Genomic DNA, 17595 nt, shown 5'->3' with positions numbered 1-17595 from the left:
CCTTATGAATCATATTTTATGTCCGTTCTGAACTCGCTCTAAACTCGCACCCAATCCGTTGTCGGAAAATAGCTCTTGCAAGCTAGCATTTCGTCATGCAGACGGTTAAGTACTTCTCGTTCCCGATCTTTAATCCGGTTCAGATTACTGTTTATCGAATGAAGGATGTCATTGTTATGGGTCTGTCTATATTTCATGAGGGTTACCCGTTGCAGGTTGACGTCCCGCTCGATTGGTTCATAACCAGATAACAGCGTTTCGTCCTTAATATAGCCTTGAGCCAGCATAAATTCGATTTTCGCCCGCATACACTTCTTGTGCTCCCATAAAATATGCAGCGGCCGGCCGTCGGGCGCTCGGGTTCCATCGGTTACTTTCACTAGCTCCTCCGCTATGTACTGGTACACGTCCATGCCGAAGGCAAGATTGCTCTCATTGGCAAATATGGTTTTCAGACGATTCGTGGCGCTGAGGTAGTCCTCCAGAAAATAGAGAACGGAATCCGCCGTGAACACATACTTGTGGTCGGTAGCGCGGTATAAGCAAATTCGTGTCTTATATTCTTCGTAATTGCCGTATTCGTCAAAAAAGGCTGCATTATTGAATGCGTTTTCATAATCATCATAAGAAACGGAGAAGGTCTGATATTTGCCGTCCACGAAATTGGTCACCAGATAGCTCTGCTGCTCGCTATCGTACCCGCTGATTAACAGATCATGCGTGAAATTTCTCACCCCAAAAAAGTCGCTATAGGGCATGTAATACTCGTTGATGAAAGAGAGAACATGATAGCCTTCTTCAAGACTCGTTTGAATGAAGCGGTGGATATCCGTTAAGGAAATGACGAGTGAACGGGATATCGCCTGGGTATCACGCAGCGGGCAATTATCCAACTGGTAAAAATTCACTGGACAAGCTAGCTCTACGAAATCCTTCGCGCAAAACAATTGGGTGTAATAGCTGTGCATCCACGGTTGGAAGCTCTCGGAATGTCCAATAATACCGAACAAATACGCGTGGTGCAAATAGCCATAAATAGGTGAATCAGCTAGCGGCAGATGAATTTTCATTGAAACATATCTCCCTTATTCACATTGTATAAATCACCCAATATTGGTAGAGTCGAAGCTATTATCCCACTCCTATTTAGCGCTGTCAATTGGCAAGATTCATACAACGATATGGTTTGAACTTTCAAAAACAAAGTTAACAACCGGGATTAATATGAATTCTATCATTTCCAAGATTTCACTGTCAATATGATTTCTATTAGGCGGCCCTTTCCATAAAAAAAAGACACCGGAGGGACAACGTCCTCCAATGCCTTTTTCGCTATATTAGGAATGATTCAATTCCGCCTCCATTTTCCGAAAAACGTTATAGCTCCGCCGTGCAACCTCAGAGATCGCAATCGGATGAAAGCCGCTCAGCTCCGCATACAGCGTGTCATTCAGCGGATCAATCCATGACTTCGGCAGCGCTGCCGCGCCAAGCTTCGCACCCATAATCGAGCCAACCGTCGCGCCATTGCAATCCGTATCCATGCCGCCATAGACGGCCGTCGTCACAGCCTTCTCAAAATCATCGCCTGCATACACGAGTGCCGCCGCGACAAGCGCTGCATTATTGTTCGTGTGCACTGCATCGTAATGGCTGAAGGCTTCCCAAATTTGGCTCACCAGCTCGCGGTCGCTGCTTGCTTTCTCCGCAATGGAAACCGCTTTGCGCACATCATAAGCCAGTCTGCTCGTTGCCGGGATTTCGCTGAGGCCAATCTCGACAATTCGCTTGCTGTCCTTCTCAACGAAAGCAGCCGCAATCATCGCCGCAACGAACATTTCGCCATAGATGCCGTTCTTCACATGCGAGAACGACGCATCGCGCCAGCCAAGCTCCGCAGCCAGCTCCGGCTTTCCGGCTGCGCCGTAAGCGAGCCCGTCCGCACGGATTTGCGCGCCAATCCACTCTCTGTAAGGGTTCATATGCATCCGCACCCGCTCCAGGCGTTCAGCCCAATCGGCAGGCTTGTCCCCATTCAGATGAGAGGTCTCATGAGCAAAATTCAAATAAGACTGCGTCTCCGCTGTACAAACCTGGCTGTAGGTCAGGTTTTTGTGCCATAGCTTGCCGATGTCCCAAGAGTCGAAATCGAGCCCTTTTTGCTCAAGCAGTAAAAGTCCCAGCACCGTATAGCGGATATCATCATCGCTTTCCATATACTGAATCGTCTCGCGTGCGCTCATGGGCGACCAATCATTCAGCCCCAGTCCATACTGCTCTTTTGCCGTCGATTCACCCGGTGTATATCCTTTAATCGGCCAAGCGTCAGCGCCGCGGAACCATAGCTCAATATTTTCCCAGCCTGGCCGGCCGTCTTTGCCATACAAATAGTCCCAAAACTCCAGTGGCTTGCCTAGCGCACAGCCAACACTGCGTCCGAGCCAAGCACCGTAAAACTTGTCCAGCCACTGCTCATCGGTCATATCCGCTGCCATCGTTCTTGGGCCCTCCGGGCGCAGCCTGCGGATCGACTCCAAATCGGAAGGCTCCTCATAAGGAAAATCCGCACTCACGTCTAGTGCCGACAGCTCGTTGTAAATAGCCATAAGCGCTTCGTGGCTGTCGCCCGCTGCAGCCAGCTTTTCCGCAAACCCGTCTACGTTGCAGCCTTCTTCCCCGCGCTGAATAATCTCAAACCGGACAATTTCCTGTAGCTTATCCCAGCCTGCCATAATTAAGCCTGCCCTTTCCGAGCTTTGGCGTTCTCATCATGTACAGCCAGAGCGTCAAAAATCAGCTTAATAAAGGCTTCACGATCCACATCCATCAGCACCTGCACATTCGCCGTTTCATCGGTTTTTTTGCGGCGGTCTGCTACGGTCATGCCTCTCGTCACCCTGCCGTCCGTCTCAATCGAGACGTAATAGCTTTCACTTTGGAACAGCTCTGGTCGAAGCAGCCAAGCGATTGCGCACGGATCATGCAGCGAGCTGCCCTCAAAGCCCAGCTTGCGGCTGTAGATGGAATAAAAGTCGAGCAGCTCGCCCACCATATGCGAAACCTCGCCGCGCTGCTTCAGCGCATCAATATCCTCTTGATAAATAGCCGCCTTATCGGTCACATCCAGACCGCTCATCGTAATCGGCACGCCCGATTCGAACACAATTCGTGCAGCCTCCGGGTCCACGTAAATGTTGAACTCTGCCGTTGACGTTACATTGCCGTAGCTGATGCCTCCGCCCATTAGGGAAATCTGCTCGATGTTCTCTTTTACATCAGGGAAGCCTTTGAGCAGCAGCGCAATATTCGTCAGCGGGCCGATCGGCACGAGCGTTACCTTCTGCTCCGAGGAACGGATAATTTCGACCATCAGCTCAATCGCATGTTTATTGACCGGCTTGAACCGGGAAGGCGGCAAATCTGGGCCGTCCATGCCCGAATCGCCATGCGCCTCTTCTCCGGTTACGAGCTTGCCTAGCAGTGGTCCGGGCGCGCCTTTCGCCACCGGAATATCTTTATCTATAAAGCTGAGCAGCTTCAGTGCGTTGTTCGTAATTTTCTCCAGCACCTGATTGCCGCCAACCGTCGTAATCGCTTTTACCTCCAACTGCTGTGGATTGGCAAGTGCGAGCAAAATAGCGATCGCGTCATCATGCCCGGGATCACAGTCGATAATAATCGGTCTAGCCATCGTGTTAATCATCCTTTCACTTTCGCTTTAAGCTTCCTATTCTTCTTACGGGATTCGCTGACGGCGTATACGATGAGACCGATAACGGTCGTGACGTATGGGAGTGTGCCGATTAGCTCTGCCGGAATTTTAAGCACCTGAAGCGCATTGGCCAGCGCATCCGCCGCGCCGAACAATAGCGATGTCAGCGTTGTGCCGACCGTCGTACTCCGTCCCATCGATTCCGCGGCAATCGCAATCCAGCCCCGTCCGGCGGTCATATCCCGCGTGAACAGCGACAGGTAGCCCATCGACATATATGCGCCGCCAAGTCCTGCGAAAAAGCCGCTCAGCAGCAGCGCCGTATACTGCACCTTCACTACGCTGACCCCTACGGACTGGGCAGCCTGCGGATTTTCGCCGACTGAGCGAATGCGCAGGCCGAGCGGCGTTCTTTTCAGCATATAATACACAACAAAAACCGCTATAATTGACATATAGGTCAATACATTATGGCCGGAGAAAATCGGTCCCAGCACCGGAATATCCTTAAGCAGCGGAATGTCCACGCTGGGCAGCACCTTGCTCGGAAGCGAGGTCGAGGAGCCTTTGTCTCCGCTTAGCAAATACAAAATAAATACAGTTCCCCCGGAGGCAAACATATTGATCGCGACCCCGCCGAGAATAATATGCGTCTTGAAATGCAGGGTGAAAAAAGCCAGTATGCCGGAAATAAGCGTGCCCGCCATTACCGCGCCCAGCAGCCCAACCCATGAGCTGCCCGTATAAGCGCTGACTACAACGCCTGAAAGGGCCGCCACCAGCATAATGCCCTCAAGTCCAATATTGATAATGCCCGCACGGTTGGAAATGAGTGCTCCTAGTGCCGCGAACAAAATCGGAGTCGTTACCCGGAGGACAGAAAACGCAAATTCAGTCGTGAAAATGACATCAAACAAACTAGACATTACGCTGTGCCTCCTTGAGCAGCATCCGATTTTTCCAGAACTTCAAAAACTGCTCTGCCGAAATCAGCAAAATAATAATCGCCTGCACAATCGAAATCATTTCGGCAGGCACATCGGAGAAACGCGCCATCTGGTCGGCTCCGATTCGGATATAGGCCAGGAAGAGCGCTGCGCCAATGACCGAAAACGGGTTATTTTTCGCCAGCATCGCTACTAGCGCACCATCCAGGCCGTAGCCTGGCAGCGACGACCACTGGAAGCGATTGTACATGCCCAGCACCTCTACCGAGCCGCCCATGCCCGCAATAAAGCCACCAATTAAATGTACGATAATGATGACCTTGGCCGTCTTCATGCCGGAATAACCCGCAAATTCGCGATTGGCCCCCGTCATTCTCAGCTCATAGCCCCATTTGGTTTTGTATAGAAAATAATGCGCCGCTACGATCAGCACAAGCACGATAATCAGCCCCGTATGAATACGCGTGCCTGGTATCAGCTTGGTGAGCATCGCTGTTTTCTCGAACTTGAAGGATACGGCTGCAAAGGCCTGAGCATCGCGCAGCTTATAGTTCAAAATATAAAGCCCGATGCCAAACAAAATATTGTTGAACATCAGCGAGCTGACGAGCTCATTTACATTCCATTTAGCCTTGAGAATACCTGGAATAGCGGATAACACCGCGCCGACGAGCGACCCTGCAAGGATAGCCACAAAGGGATGCACAAAGCTGTTCAGACTAAGATGAATCGCAAGCGACGCTGCAACTACCCCGGAAAAATAAAACAGCCCTTCCGCTCCGAGATTGAACAAATTCGCTTTAAACAGCAGCGATACCGCAAGTCCTGTGAACATGAGCGGAATCGCCATTTCAATGACGTTGCCGATATGCCCCTTCGTATTCAGCGGCTCCCACAGGAAGATGCGAATGCTCTCCAGCGGCTGCTCGCTGACAATGGAAATAATAATAAAAGCGAGAACAAGCGCAATCAGAATGACCGCTGTCGTTCGGATGACTTCAAAATATTTTACCTTCATGCTTCCACGGCCCTCCTGATTTGCTGCTCGTCCTGCCGGTTAAGGCCCAGCATGTACAGCCCGAGCTCTTCCTCGCTTACCGTTGACGGCTCTTCCAAATATGCGACGATTTGTCCTTCATACATCACAAGCAGGCTGTCGCTCAGCTCCAATATTTCGTTCAAATCTGCCGAAATGAGCAGCACGCCGCTGCCTCCATCCCGAAGCTCAATCAGCTTCTGGTGAATAAATTGGGCTGCCCCAATATCGACGCCGCGTGTCGGCTGCTCGGCAATGAGCAAATCCGGCGCTGTCGAGCATTCACGAGCGACGACGACCTTCTGCATATTGCCGCCTGAAAGCATGCCTATCGGCTGATTCGGGCCCGAGCAGCGCACGCGGAACTCCTCAATGAGAGTGGCCGCAAGCTTCGCTATTTTTTTACTCCTCAAAAAGAGGCCCTTGTTCATCGCTTTCGTATTGTATTGCGTAGAAATCAAATTATCGGAAATGCTTGCGTCTTTGGCTGCCCCTTGGCGCATGCGATCCTCCGGAATATAGGAAACGCCGAGCGAGCGAATTTTGCGGATATCATAGCCTTGAATGTCCGTGCCTTTAACGGCCACATTTCCGCTGCGCACAGCCAAACTGCCCGTTAAAGCTTCAACAAGCTGAGTTTGCCCATTGCCCTCGACTCCAGCAATACCGACGATTTCGCCGCCACGCACCTTGAACGCTACCTTGTCCAGCAGCGCCTTGCCCGTTTCATCCGCCAATGAAAAATCAGTAACGGAAAGAATTGGCGCCCCGTAAGGCTTCTTCTCCTTGTCATACCTCAGCACAACGTCACGACCGACCATCAGCTTGGAAATTTCCTGCTCGGTAACATCCTTCGTCCAAAAAACACCTTCGCTTTTGCCGGCGCGCATAATCGTAATCCGGTCGCAAATCGCTTTAACTTCCTTCAGCTTGTGGGAAATAAACACAATCGTATGCCCCTGCTGCTTAAGCTGCGTTAGCTCGCGGAACAGCTCCTCTGTTTCCTGCGGGGTCAGTACGGCGGTCGGCTCATCGAGAATAAGAATTTCCGCGCCACGCAGCAGAGCTTTCAAAATTTCGACCTTCTGCTTCATGCCGACACTGAGGTCCTCAACCTTCGCCTTCGGATTAACGAGCAGATTGTACTTTTTGCTCATCTCCTCTGTCATCCGCACCGCTTCGTTGTAATTAATGCTGACGCCCTTCTTTGGCTCCATGCCCAGCACCATATTTTCCGCAACGGTGAACGACGGCACCAGCATAAAATGCTGATGGACCATGCCGATGCCATGATCTATCGCATCCTGCGGCGAAGCCAGCCTTACCGGCTTGCCCCGAAGAATGATTTCGCCTTCGCTCGGCTCTTCCATGCCGAACATCATTTTCATCAGCGTGGATTTGCCGGCGCCATTTTCACCAACGATTGCGTGAATCTCGCCCTCGGCAAGCGTAAACTGCACCTTCTGGTTGGCGACCACCCCGTTCGGGTAAACCTTCGTAATATTTTTCATTTCGAGCAGCTGATTCGGCATCATCGTAAAACCCCTTTACCTTTCGGAGGTCATTATAAAGAGGCAGCTGGCCTTCTTCCTGATGGAAAGAGAAGAATGACCAACTGCACTAAGCTTTGAGGATCGTTATTATGGTTTAACCGCGTTGCGGATGGCTTCGATTTGCGAAGTTTCCATACCCATCGCGTTGTCTACTTTAATTTCTTGTTTAGCCAGCTTTTGCTTGATATCTTCTACTTGCTTCTGCATATCAGCCGTGAAGATCGATTTGTAAATGTCATTTTCAGCAATGCCTACGCCATCTTGATCAAAGCTGAGCACTTGGCGTTGTCCATATTCGAGCGTGCCCTCTTGCGTTTTCTTCACTGCGCCAAGAATAGAGGTATCGATTTTTTTAATAGCAGACGTCATGATCAGATTCGCTTTTTCTTTATCCGTTTCCTGAAGCAGGGACCCTTGGTCGGAGTCAACGCCAATCGCGTAACGCTTCTTGTCTTTCGCTGCATCGAAGATGCCCAGGCCCGTCGCGCCAGCCACGTTGAAAATCACGTCGACACCGGAATTGTACTGAATGAGCGACAGCTCCTTGCCTTTCGCCGGGTTAACGAAATCGCCCGCATAGGACACGGCTACCTTAATGGCAGGATCGACGTATTGTGCCCCTTGGATATAACCAACCAGGAATGCATTAATGCCGGGAATGTCCATGCCGCCGACAAAGCCAATCACATTATCTTTGTTCGCATTTGGAATATCGGATTTCGTCGCAATCGCGGCTACTGCGCCTGCAAGGAAGGAAACCTCATTCGTTGCGTAAGACATCGCATATACGTTAGCCGGTGTTTCTTCAATATCCGTATCGTAGTTGATGAATTTTTTGTCAGGATACGTTTCTGCTGTCGCATTAAACATCTCGGTAATTTCAGAGCCGCCGGAGATGATAATATCCCAGTCCTGCGCTGCTATATCTTGATAAGTAGGTTCCCACTTCGTTTTGTCTGTTCCCATTTCAATCACTTTCGTATCTGCGCCCAATTCGGATTTAACAAGCGTCAATCCCTTGTTCGCTGCATCAAAGAAAGATTTATCGCCAAGTGTACCCGGTACGAGCAGAACAACCTTCAGCTTCTTATCCCCGCCTGTACTGCCTGAGCCAGCTGAATTGCCGCTGCTTGTCCCCGTATTTCCTCCACCACAAGCTGCCAGCACCAATAGAACCGAAACCATGAGTAATGCCATCACATTTTTCTTCATTCTCTGTTCCCCCACTCTCTGTCGATTAAAAGACGTGTTCCCTTTGAAACTAGCCGCCCGCGCCTGCTCTCCTGAAAAGAATGCTTACCCCAAGTGTAATGTAGAAAATAAATAGGTTATAATAAAGGTACGCTTTCTGAATAGCTTGTTCGGGATGATACGATCATATCAAATTCGAAATCAAATAATTATCTCGATTCGGTCAACTTTTTATACGATTCGGCTATATACACGCGAAGGAGGGCTGTTATGAATCGATTATTGTATTTAGCAAATGACATACATGAGAGAAATACTAACATCCCTCCTCATCAGCATGAGTGCTACGAGCTTGTTTATTACATTCGCGGTATGGGTCCAACCGTCATTGCAGGCCGTAAATATCGCTTTAAAGAGCATACGATTGCCCTCATCGCTCCTCGGCATATTCATAGCGAGATTCATGAATTGGAGGGCGAGGTGCTGTTCATTGGTTTTAACGCTCCTGATGTGGAATTAAAAGGATTAAGCGGGGTTTATGACGACGATGCGAGCCATACGATTTTAAAGCATTTATGGCGCATAAAAGAGGAATTTTTCATCCGTCCGAGAACCGACAGCGAATCGCTGAATGCTCTCCTCAATGAGCTGCTTCCGCCGCTTCAGCAAATTTTTGGAAACCGAAAAACACCCCATCCATCAGAAGATCGGGTCAAATATGTGCTGCAATATATGGATGATCATTATAAGCAGAAGCTCACCGTTGAGCTGCTAGCTGACATGTCTGGTTATAGCTATGACCGCTTCCGCCACCTTTTTAAGGAACGCTACAACATCGCGCCTCTCCAGTATATTTTGCTAAAACGTCTGGAATATGCAAAATCGCTGCTAACAGGTACCCAGATGCATATTTCTGAAATTGCCGCCGATGCCGGCTTTGCCAATGATGCGCAATTTTGCAGCATGTTTAAACGGGAAATTGGCTGTACGCCTCGCACCTATAGGAAGGGCAAAATTTTGTGAGGGATTGAAAATATTAATCTATAGAGGGAAGAGGATTTATATGATGCGGAAGTATATGGTCCATACCGTATTTTCCGTGGTGGCAGTTGGGCTGAAGAGGCCCGGGGCTGTGGGGCTACGTGCAGGCGTCGCAGTCATCCATCCTTTTGCATAGACGACCTTGGCTTCGCCTTGCCCGCTCTGTTGCACCATAGCATAGGCCAAATTAATGAGACGAACTCACCAAGCATGGCGTGTGGGTTCATCTCATCTATCCATTAACAGCCTATTTCATGTTGCCGCTTAAGCTAAGCTTTGCCTTTATATGTCTTCGTGGCTGTATCGAGCATGGATTTCCAATCTGCAAACTCGGTCTCGCGCGCAACATGGCGATCAAACAGCTCATCAGGAATGTTGTCGATCTCCTCATGCGTCTCTGCTTGAAAATTGCCTTTCTCCAAAAACTGCCCAAAGCTGCTGCTGCTGGAATGCTTGCTCATAAATGCATCGTTAAACAGCTCGTTTAAGGATACCTCGTTCGGATCTTCCTGGTTTGTTTTCTGTCCCTGCAGTTCCTTCAACAGGTCGTCAAATGACATTGGTTTTTGCTTTCTCAGATTACCACTCCTTCAATTTGTGCGATCGACTCCAGGCCCATGCAAAATCCCTATACATGGAGTCTGATCTTTTTAAAAACCTTTTAAACACTCAAGCGTAAACAGCTGAAGCCATCCTTTGGCGGCAAGGCTTCCGTTTCGCAGGTGGAATATAAGTTCATTTATAAGCGTGAAACTTATAAAGTCTTATATTTTCAAAAAAAGCCTTCTGGAAAGCGCTGCTTCTTGCTGACCAAGATTTCAGTTACTTCTATAATATCATCATTCATGCTATGCGTTAATATATAGAACGTTTATGTTTTTTATTTTTGGGCTAAACGCTGGGTTTCTCGCCTTTTTGAGTACTTGAAGCAGCGGCTCCATCCTGGTTTTTAGTCCCTTTGCTTTTATAAGGCTTAGGCGCGTTTTTGGCTTTATTGGCACTAGCCTGCCACCGATTCCAGCCCTTCTTGTCCGTTCCTCTGCCTGTTCCACCCTTGCCCTTCGCCTTGCTCAAAAAATCACTCCTTTATGGTTGGCTCAAAATCGAGACCGTTGCTTGCTGCATAAATCCAGCCAAGGTGAAACGGCTCTCGCCGTCCTCTGGCGGCGCGGCGCGTTTCATTCCGAGAAATATAGAGAAAGTATGGCGAAATCATATGCTTTCCTATATTTTAAAAAATGAAAAAGCATCTCCTACGCCTGCATTAATTGACAGACCTGCTGTGCAACCAATGGAATAGACAGATGCAGACTCAGTATAACAATGAAACGCTTGATTTGCCAGAGGTAGCGATTATAAATGATAGCTCTTCATGGCGAAAGCAGGGTAACAGGGGCCAATGTCGGACAAAAAAAGCATCTTCAACAACGCCGATTCGCTGGTAAAGATGACGAATTTTATTATTGATTCAGGCAATATTCAGTCGTTCGTCGCTGAAACCGCACCGTTGGGGACGCTCGGGAACCTTCCTCATTTTTTCAAGGACTGAGGATCCACTATTTTGGCTTTTTCTCCGATTTTAGGCTGTAAGGGGACAGGAAATCCGCTATTGCCCCAATACTCCCGTCAAAATGGCTTTTTGCAACGCATTAACGGCTCCTGAGTCCGCCAGTTGTGCCTTAACCCGGATTCTGTTGATATAGCGGCTGCTGTGTCCGCCAACTCTAGCTTTGTGCAAGGAGCCCCCTGAAACGTAGCAGATGATGCTGATTTTCGGCACACTCCTTTTCAGTTGCCTGCACTTTATTGGATTAAAAATCACATTCATCTCTAGTATCGGTCAGCTCTGCCCATCTCGCCATCAAAAGCTTCGCATAATCGACGGAAAATAGTCCATAATGCCCTAATGCATATCCATCATTCACTTCTATTAACAAGGTTTCCCCCTTATCCGTTAAGCCAAAATCTATCGCATATCCTTTAGGCGCGGAGGTGAACTGTGCAACCGCCTTTTCAACGACTTTATAGTCAAAATGCATTCTCCAGTCGCCTTTATACCTGCGTATATCTAATATTTCCCCGTATCTGACGAAGCATCTCCATTCCGTTACAAAATGGACGACCTCCGAGCATAATATATCAGGATCTTCACCGTATGTGCCGCAGCCTACTAAGTCCTTTGTCCCGCGAACAACGACGCCAGTGAACTTTTTGTCCTCTATTGGCTTTATAAATATGTTCCAGCTGTCTGGATTGTTTGCTATCGCGCTTAATTTAGATGTCCATATTTTTCTGCCCAAGTAGCCTTCAAGCTCCTCAGGATAATCCATTTCAGGCGTTATGATGTTATGTTTAAAAAGAGCTTTTCTTACTTCATTCACATAACCAACGACGATGTCTTCTTTTTGATTTCCAAACAGCTCGCTGACCGTTTCAAAATAATGGATTTCAAAACCCATTTGCTTGAATCCGTCAAAAGCGGCATAAAAATTATGGCTCGCAATTTCATTATCGCTATTTTTCCGAATATACGCCCTCATCTTATTCACCTTTCTATTATGCTCTACTCGAATATTAAATCTATATCATGATTATATCATTCCCTTTTTTGGAAAAAACAAAAAAATAGACTGCTCCTTGTGAACAGTCCATTAATTATTAATAAAGCAGCTTCGTCTTTCTCTTTATTTGCGCATATGATTTAGCCCTCTCCACGCCTAAAGCGTTAGAGATATACACATTTTCCACTCTGCTGCTGAGTGTGCTAACCACTTCATTCGTTATCGTTCCAACTCGCTTGGCGATTTCTCCGGCTGTTATGCTCTCCTTGCCATCTTGTCCGATCAGCGTTGCCGTATCCCCTTGCTGAACCCCGGCTATCGAAGTCACATCGACCATCAACTGATCCATGCAGATTTTCCCTACTATTAAAGCCCGCTGGCCATGTATGAGTACACAGCCTCCTTTTTGGGACAGCTCGCGCGGAATGCCGTCGGCATAGCCAATCGATACCGTTGCGATTTTGCTGTCTCGTGAAGGCGTGTAGCAGCCATTGTATCCGACGGGCTCACCTGCATGAATGCTCTTGACCAACGTAACGGTCGCTTTCAGTGACAAGACCGGACGCAGCTCGACGTTCGCATGCACGCGGTCGTTATCCTGGCTCAGGATGCCATACAGGGCGATGCCTGGCCTAACCATTCCATAACCTCGATCCGGATAATTTAAAATGCCGTAGCTGCTCTGGATATGGGTGATGCCCGGATTTACGCCATCTGCTAGGAGCTGATTGACCACGCTGTCGAATCGCTCTAACTGAAGCCTCGTAAAATCCACATCCTCCTTGCGGTGACTTTCCGCAGACGTGAGGTGGCTGAATGTGCCCATAACTTGCAAATTTTTATGCTGATACATCGACCGTATACGCTCCATGTCGTTGTAATGTTCACCCAGCCGATTCATGCCCGTATTGATTTTAATATGCACCTTTATTTTTTTGCCAAAAGCTTGCAGCCTCTCTGCATCATCCGCATTAATAACGGTCTGTACCAGCTTGTAGCGGCGCAGCTCCTGAAGACGATGCAACGGCGTATAGCCTAAAATGAGGATATCGCCTTTGATCCCTTTTTTGCGCAAGGCTATGCCTTCATCAATTGCTGCAACAGCGAAGGAGCGAACGCCCGCTTCATTAAGCTTCCTTGAAATCGGGATGCTGCCATGACCGTATGCGTCCGCTTTGACCACCGCCATGATTTGAGTGCCTGCTTGGGCAACCTTTTTAAACTGCCTGAGATTATGCACTAAATGATCGAGATTGATTTCTGTCCATGCTCGATGCAGAGCTGGCTTTCGAGTCGCAGCAGCCAGCTTGAAATAGTCCATACCACCATAGCCAAATTTACTCACAGCTCCCATCGCCCTTCTGATGAAATACTGTCACAACAAAGCCGTCCTGATTATTGCCGGATAGTTGATAGCTATCTCCTCTAATAATAGGTACCGTTGTTACCTGCTCCTCTGCTTCCACATAATAAATTTCGGCGAAGGCAGAACGCCCCTCCACATAAAGATGCTCCTTGTGGTAAGAGAAGCTCTTCATATAGGCCGTGTACTCCTCCAAGCACAAATCCAGCTGCTTCATAAGCATAGAATGCGGATAACCCACGTAACGGTAATGCCACGGCTCGCAAGCGATGCCCGTAATGGCTTCCTTGCTTTCCTCATATCTTTGGATAAAACCGTACTCTGCCGCAAGCGCTTTGAACCTGCCGCTCGCGCCATCATCGGGAAACGTCGGACAAATATAATCGATATCGCCCATGCACAGCCCCACATCTACAGCAAGCCCCGTCTGGTGCTCGCTTGCCCCCGGAATGGCCACATATCTCGATGTGAAAGCCGCTCCATTTTCCTCTAGCGAAGCCGCATATATTTTGGCTTGCGCTTCTCTGGAACGATAGCCGCTTACTGCGGCAATATCGTCCGCCGCCTGGCACGCCTCCAAGAGCGCGGACAATGGCTGGATGCACATTTTATCAAGCATAATCCGCTGCTCCTGCACATGGCTGGCCTTACGTATACTTGCCGGCAATGACCGGAGGCTGGGCACAATTTGTTTGACCGGATTTTCCTGATTCACTAGAATTAAGCAGCCTTTATGCACGTCTTCTCGGTTCACCTGTATACGGCATTCATGCTGCCTTTCATGCTTCCTCCCGCTGGGCTTGCGGCTTATGCTTATAGCTTCCATCATAATGCCGCCTTTGCTGTCTCCAGCTCGATGAGACGGTCCAGCAGCTCAGGAAAGTCAATGCCTGCATGCTTCATCATATTCGGATACCTGCTGTGCGCCGTGAATCCGGGAAGCGTGTTGACTTCATTAAATAAGAGCCGCCCATCGCTCGCATAAAATAAATCAACCCTTGCTAGACCGCTGCACCCCAGCACGCTATAAATCCGCAGTGCCATAGCTTTCACTTTATCCGCCGTATCCTTATCGATGTGGGCAGGCAGATGAATGGCTGCTGTGCCTAGCGAATATTTTTCTACATGGTCAAAAAACTCGCCCGTCAGCGCAATTTCATCGATTTCACCGATTATGGGCTGCGAGGCATCGCCAAGTATAGCGCAGCCCACTTCAAAGCCATTCACATGCTGCTCGATTACAACTTTTCCGTCATGGGCAAAAGCTTCCTCAATGCCGCTTATCAGCTCTTGCTCTGTGTAAGCTTTCGTTATCCCGATGGAGGAACCGGATCTGGAAGGCTTCACATAAAGCGGGAAGCCCAGCTTCGCCGCTGCCCCCACTGCTTTGGCAATGGAATCGCCAGCCAGGACGGTAATCGATGGCGGTACCTCCAGTCCGGCAGCTTGGACTACATTTTTGGCCACCGCTTTATCCATGCAAATGGCAGAGGATAATGTGCCGCAGCCTACGAATGGCAGGCCCGACAGCTCAAGCAGCCCCTGCACGGTGCCATCCTCGCCATTTTTACCATGCAAAACCGGGAATACGACATCTAACGTTGTGATGTGAAATTCCGTATGCACAAGCTCAATGAGTCCTCTCGTTTCTTTGCTCGGAGATAGAACAGCCGGGACGCACTGGGCAGACTGGCTGCTCCAGCGATCCTCCCGAATGTCTGTTAGGTCCCCGTTATATCTATACCAGCGTCCGTCTCTCGTAATACCGATCATGACGACATCATATTTATCTCGATTTAAATGCTCCAGAACAGCGGCTGCTGAGGATAACGACACTTTATATTCCGTAGAACAACCGCCGAACAATACGCCCACTCGTATTTTATTCATGTTCTCCTTCATCCCCCTATCAGATGTATGAATCTAGCATAGCGGGCTTCTCTTATGAGCCTATAACCGTAAGCTTAGTAGAATCGAAACATTTGCTTATCATTTCTTAACATTTCTTAACACTTCTTAACATTTGTTTAGCAAAAACAAAAAACACAATTCCTCGTATACAAGGTCATTGTGTTTTCGTTATTAATATAAAGGAAAGCGCGTTTCAAATATCGTCTCGCCCCGCCTGCTTTTTACCGCAATCGTTCCATCATGCAGCTCCACAATGCTCTTCGCAATCGAGAGCCCAAGTCCCGTCCCGCCCGTCTGCTGTGACCGGGATTGGTCTCCGCGATAGAAGCGTTCAAATAAATAAGGCAAATATTTTTCGGGAATCGACTCGCCATAATTGACGACCTCCACTACAGCATAGCCCTGCTCCCGCCGCAAACGGACATCGACATAGCCGCCTTCCTGCCCGTATTGAATTGCATTCATGACCAAATTTTCAAAGGCTCTGACCAGCCGGTCGCCATCGGCCTTAATTTTGAGCGGAGCAGCGTCTGGAAAGACACGCCCCTTCATTCCTGCCGCTTCCAAATTCGGCACGAACTCCTCTAACAGCTGCTGGATAAAACCGTTCAAATCCAATTCGAGCTTTTCCAAAGGCATGCCGTTATTGACCCGCGTAAATTCGAATAAATCATCAATTAATTTTTTCAAGCTTAATGACTTTTCATAGGCAATGCCAATGTAATACCGAAGCTCGACCTCATCTTTATAGCGATCCTGTTCGATCAGCTCCAGAAAGCCGAGAACCGAAGTCAAAGGTGTGCGCAAATCATGAGAAACACCAGTGATCAAATCATTTTTCGTCTTCTCCGCCTTACGCTCCTCCTCAATCAACATGTTCAGCTTGTGGCCCATTTGATTGATGTTATATGCGACCTCGCCCAATTCATCCGAGGATTTTACCGCGATCTCGTAGTTCAGATTGCCATTAGCAATTTGCTGGAGGCCGAAGGTAATTTCCCTTAAATAATGAATCGTTTGATTGCTGATTAGGAAAAATACGACCAGGAAGAGAAAAAAGCAGGTGGCGATAATAAGCGGCAAACGCCCTATCGTTTCAATAATGCCGCGTATGAGCTCGCCTAGCGGCGCTATTTCTACAAGCAATACGACTGCAAAATAAAGCAGCATAAATAAAATAAAGCTGATGACGAGGCTTATTAAAAACCCGAATACGAGCTTCCAGCGAATCGTTCGAAACAGCCAGCTTCCCGTTCCAAATGCTGCAAGGCTTCCGCGATAACCAGCCTTTGCCGCATTCGTCTCCCGACTGTAGAAGAAGATTAAACAGAGGCTAAACAAAAGCAAAGCCGCAAATATGACAAGCGGTAAAGTCCCTACAATATTTTGCAGCCCTCTTACGGTTTCCCGGAATGGCCGAAAATTCATGAGCACATTGGCTGACAGCCCATAGGCGACAAACAAGCCAATTATCGTAATCGCGAAGCTTCCCAGCGTAGCAAATATAAGGCGTCTCATTTGCTCACTGTTCATAGCGCCTCCATTTTGTAGCCGATGCCCCATACCGTTTTAATAAACTTCGGATGCTGCGGGTCCTTTTCGATTTTCTCGCGAATTTTACGAATATGCACCATGACCGTATTTTTCGATTCCATGAAAGGCTCATTCCAGGCTACCTCGTAAATTCGCTCCGTACTCAAAACAATGCCCCGATTAATAGCAAGCAGCTCCAGTACGGCGAATTCACGCGGCGTCAGCTTTACCTCTTGCCCGTCGGCAGTAACGGTATGGGCATCAATATTAATGACAAGATCATCAATTATAATTTGCTGGTCGCTGCTCGGCTCCAACTTCTGAACACTCATCCGATTATAACGGCGCAAATGCGACTTAATACGCGCAACGAGCACAAGCGGACTGAACGGCTTGGACACATATTCGTCAGCACCGATGCTAAGACCCGTAATTTTATCGATATCCTGCGTCTTCGCTGACAGCATAATAATCGGGATATTGTGATCCTCGCGAATTTTCATGCAGGCTTCCAGTCCGTCCATCTTCGGCATCATCACATCAAGTATGATCAGATCAACGCTATGTTTACTCAGCAGCTCAAGCGCCTCTAATCCGTTCGACGCCTGCAGCAGCTGATAGCCTTCATTCAGCAAATAAATCTCAATCAGCTTCAATATTTCCTTCTCATCATCGACCATTAATATTGTTGCAGCAGCCATTGTGTGACCCCTTTCCTCCCAAGCCCCTTGCCTCGTCCCCTACAGT

Annotated in this window: 17 protein-coding genes and 1 pseudogene; 3 read left to right on the top strand and 15 right to left on the bottom strand. The window is 48.5% G+C overall.

Translation table 11 applies throughout. From position 1 onward, the window contains the following. Positions 1 to 38 precede the first annotated feature (38 nt). From ASF12_RS12175 to ASF12_RS12145, 7 genes are all read right to left on the bottom strand, one after another. On the bottom strand, positions 39 to 1070 hold the full coding sequence (locus ASF12_RS12175; RefSeq protein ID WP_056034628.1) for a hypothetical protein: 1032 nt from the start codon (positions 1068 to 1070) through the stop codon (positions 39 to 41). A gap of 267 nt (positions 1071 to 1337) precedes the next feature. After that, the gene (locus ASF12_RS12170) at positions 1338 to 2732 is read right to left on the bottom strand and encodes an ADP-ribosylglycohydrolase family protein (protein ID WP_056034625.1); all 1395 of its coding nucleotides are present in this window, start codon (positions 2730 to 2732) and stop codon (positions 1338 to 1340) included. A 2-nt stretch (positions 2733 to 2734) separates the two neighbouring features. Beyond that, the gene (locus ASF12_RS12165) at positions 2735 to 3691 is read right to left on the bottom strand and encodes a nucleoside hydrolase (RefSeq protein WP_056034623.1); all 957 of its coding nucleotides are present in this window, start codon (positions 3689 to 3691) and stop codon (positions 2735 to 2737) included. Positions 3692 to 3699: 8 nt separating this feature from the next. After that, entirely contained in the window at positions 3700 to 4638 is a 939-nt protein-coding gene (locus tag ASF12_RS12160; protein ID WP_056034620.1) for an ABC transporter permease, read from the bottom strand. Then, the gene (locus ASF12_RS12155; protein WP_056034617.1) at positions 4631 to 5677 is read right to left on the bottom strand and encodes an ABC transporter permease; all 1047 of its coding nucleotides are present in this window, start codon (positions 5675 to 5677) and stop codon (positions 4631 to 4633) included. The genes ASF12_RS12160 and ASF12_RS12155 overlap by 8 nt, the downstream gene beginning before the upstream one ends. Further along, a complete protein-coding gene (locus ASF12_RS12150) occupies positions 5674 to 7230 on the bottom strand; it encodes an ABC transporter ATP-binding protein (RefSeq protein ID WP_327204915.1) in 1557 nt (518 codons plus the stop codon). The genes ASF12_RS12155 and ASF12_RS12150 overlap by 4 nt, the downstream gene beginning before the upstream one ends. A gap of 105 nt (positions 7231 to 7335) precedes the next feature. Beyond that, positions 7336 to 8460, bottom strand: a complete 1125-nt coding sequence (locus ASF12_RS12145) for a BMP family ABC transporter substrate-binding protein (protein WP_056034615.1) — start codon at positions 8458 to 8460, stop codon at positions 7336 to 7338. Between the two features lie 249 nt (positions 8461 to 8709). Here ASF12_RS12145 and ASF12_RS12140 point away from each other — a divergent pair, with 249 nt between their 5' ends. Both ASF12_RS12140 and ASF12_RS35600 read left to right on the top strand, forming a co-directional pair. Further along, on the top strand, positions 8710 to 9462 hold the full coding sequence (locus ASF12_RS12140) for a helix-turn-helix domain-containing protein (protein WP_056034612.1): 753 nt from the start codon (positions 8710 to 8712) through the stop codon (positions 9460 to 9462). 33 nt (positions 9463 to 9495) lie between these two features. Next, a pseudogene (locus ASF12_RS35600) lies at positions 9496 to 9723 on the top strand (hypothetical protein); the annotation flags it as partial. A 26-nt stretch (positions 9724 to 9749) separates the two neighbouring features. On the opposite strand, the gene ASF12_RS12135 reads toward ASF12_RS35600, so the two are convergent. Beyond that, on the bottom strand, positions 9750 to 10040 hold the full coding sequence (locus tag ASF12_RS12135) for a hypothetical protein (RefSeq protein ID WP_046231510.1): 291 nt from the start codon (positions 10038 to 10040) through the stop codon (positions 9750 to 9752). A gap of 331 nt (positions 10041 to 10371) precedes the next feature. After that, positions 10372 to 10554 carry a DUF3934 family protein gene (locus ASF12_RS12130; RefSeq protein WP_046231511.1) on the bottom strand — a complete coding sequence of 61 codons (183 nt, stop codon included), beginning with the start codon at positions 10552 to 10554 and terminating at the stop codon, positions 10372 to 10374. Between the two features lie 325 nt (positions 10555 to 10879). Between ASF12_RS12130 and ASF12_RS34455 the strand changes: the two genes are divergently transcribed. Beyond that, the gene (locus ASF12_RS34455) at positions 10880 to 11029 is read left to right on the top strand and encodes a hypothetical protein (RefSeq protein WP_155973115.1); all 150 of its coding nucleotides are present in this window, start codon (positions 10880 to 10882) and stop codon (positions 11027 to 11029) included. A gap of 262 nt (positions 11030 to 11291) precedes the next feature. On the opposite strand, the gene ASF12_RS12125 is transcribed toward ASF12_RS34455, so the two are convergent. From ASF12_RS12125 to ASF12_RS12100, 6 genes are all read right to left on the bottom strand, one after another. Beyond that, on the bottom strand, positions 11292 to 12020 hold the full coding sequence (locus tag ASF12_RS12125; protein WP_056034609.1) for an ATP-grasp domain-containing protein: 729 nt from the start codon (positions 12018 to 12020) through the stop codon (positions 11292 to 11294). A gap of 118 nt (positions 12021 to 12138) precedes the next feature. Continuing rightward, positions 12139 to 13386, bottom strand: coding sequence for a serine racemase VanT catalytic subunit (gene vanT / locus ASF12_RS12120; protein ID WP_235533135.1), 1248 nt, complete (start codon positions 13384 to 13386; stop codon positions 12139 to 12141). Then, on the bottom strand, positions 13379 to 14233 hold the full coding sequence (locus ASF12_RS12115) for a D-alanyl-D-alanine carboxypeptidase family protein (RefSeq protein ID WP_235533134.1): 855 nt from the start codon (positions 14231 to 14233) through the stop codon (positions 13379 to 13381). The genes vanT and ASF12_RS12115 overlap by 8 nt, the downstream gene beginning before the upstream one ends. Continuing rightward, positions 14230 to 15294: a D-alanine--D-serine ligase VanG gene (vanG, locus tag ASF12_RS12110; RefSeq protein ID WP_056034608.1), complete on the bottom strand. Its 1065-nt coding sequence runs from the start codon at positions 15292 to 15294 to the stop codon at positions 14230 to 14232. The genes ASF12_RS12115 and vanG overlap by 4 nt, the downstream gene beginning before the upstream one ends. Before the next feature lie 192 nt (positions 15295 to 15486). Continuing rightward, the gene (locus tag ASF12_RS12105; protein WP_235533133.1) at positions 15487 to 16848 is read right to left on the bottom strand and encodes a sensor histidine kinase; all 1362 of its coding nucleotides are present in this window, start codon (positions 16846 to 16848) and stop codon (positions 15487 to 15489) included. After that, entirely contained in the window at positions 16845 to 17549 is a 705-nt protein-coding gene (locus ASF12_RS12100) for a response regulator transcription factor (protein WP_056034606.1), read from the bottom strand. The genes ASF12_RS12105 and ASF12_RS12100 overlap by 4 nt, the downstream gene beginning before the upstream one ends. Positions 17550 to 17595 lie beyond the last annotated feature (46 nt).

The sequence above is a fragment of the Paenibacillus sp. Leaf72 genome (assembly GCF_001422685.1).
In the GTDB taxonomy this organism is placed as follows: Bacteria; Bacillota; Bacilli; order Paenibacillales; family Paenibacillaceae; genus Pristimantibacillus.
Note: the sequence above shows the minus strand (reverse complement) of the source record. Positions and strands in the feature narration are given on the sequence as shown.

Bases quoted from the DNA above. Each gene is read 5' to 3' on its own strand.
- ASF12_RS12175 (WP_056034628.1), bottom strand. From the start codon at position 1,070: ATGAAAATTCATCTGCCGCTAGCTGATTCACCTATTTATGGCTATTTG.
- ASF12_RS12170 (WP_056034625.1), bottom strand. From the start codon at position 2,732: ATGGCAGGCTGGGATAAGCTACAGGAAATTGTCCGGTTTGAGATTATT.
- ASF12_RS12165 (WP_056034623.1), bottom strand. From the start codon at position 3,691: ATGGCTAGACCGATTATTATCGACTGTGATCCCGGGCATGATGACGCG.
- ASF12_RS12160 (WP_056034620.1), bottom strand. From the start codon at position 4,638: ATGTCTAGTTTGTTTGATGTCATTTTCACGACTGAATTTGCGTTTTCT.
- ASF12_RS12155 (WP_056034617.1), bottom strand. From the start codon at position 5,677: ATGAAGGTAAAATATTTTGAAGTCATCCGAACGACAGCGGTCATTCTG.
- ASF12_RS12150 (WP_327204915.1), bottom strand. From the start codon at position 7,230: ATGATGCCGAATCAGCTGCTCGAAATGAAAAATATTACGAAGGTTTAC.
- ASF12_RS12145 (WP_056034615.1), bottom strand. From the start codon at position 8,460: ATGAAGAAAAATGTGATGGCATTACTCATGGTTTCGGTTCTATTGGTG.
- ASF12_RS12140 (WP_056034612.1), top strand. From the start codon at position 8,710: ATGAATCGATTATTGTATTTAGCAAATGACATACATGAGAGAAATACT.
- ASF12_RS12135 (WP_046231510.1), bottom strand. From the start codon at position 10,040: ATGTCATTTGACGACCTGTTGAAGGAACTGCAGGGACAGAAAACAAAC.
- ASF12_RS34455 (WP_155973115.1), top strand. From the start codon at position 10,880: ATGTCGGACAAAAAAAGCATCTTCAACAACGCCGATTCGCTGGTAAAG.
- ASF12_RS12125 (WP_056034609.1), bottom strand. From the start codon at position 12,020: ATGAGGGCGTATATTCGGAAAAATAGCGATAATGAAATTGCGAGCCAT.
- ASF12_RS12115 (WP_235533134.1), bottom strand. From the start codon at position 14,233: ATGATGGAAGCTATAAGCATAAGCCGCAAGCCCAGCGGGAGGAAGCAT.
- vanG (WP_056034608.1), bottom strand. From the start codon at position 15,294: ATGAATAAAATACGAGTGGGCGTATTGTTCGGCGGTTGTTCTACGGAA.
- ASF12_RS12105 (WP_235533133.1), bottom strand. From the start codon at position 16,848: ATGAACAGTGAGCAAATGAGACGCCTTATATTTGCTACGCTGGGAAGC.
- ASF12_RS12100 (WP_056034606.1), bottom strand. From the start codon at position 17,549: ATGGCTGCTGCAACAATATTAATGGTCGATGATGAGAAGGAAATATTG.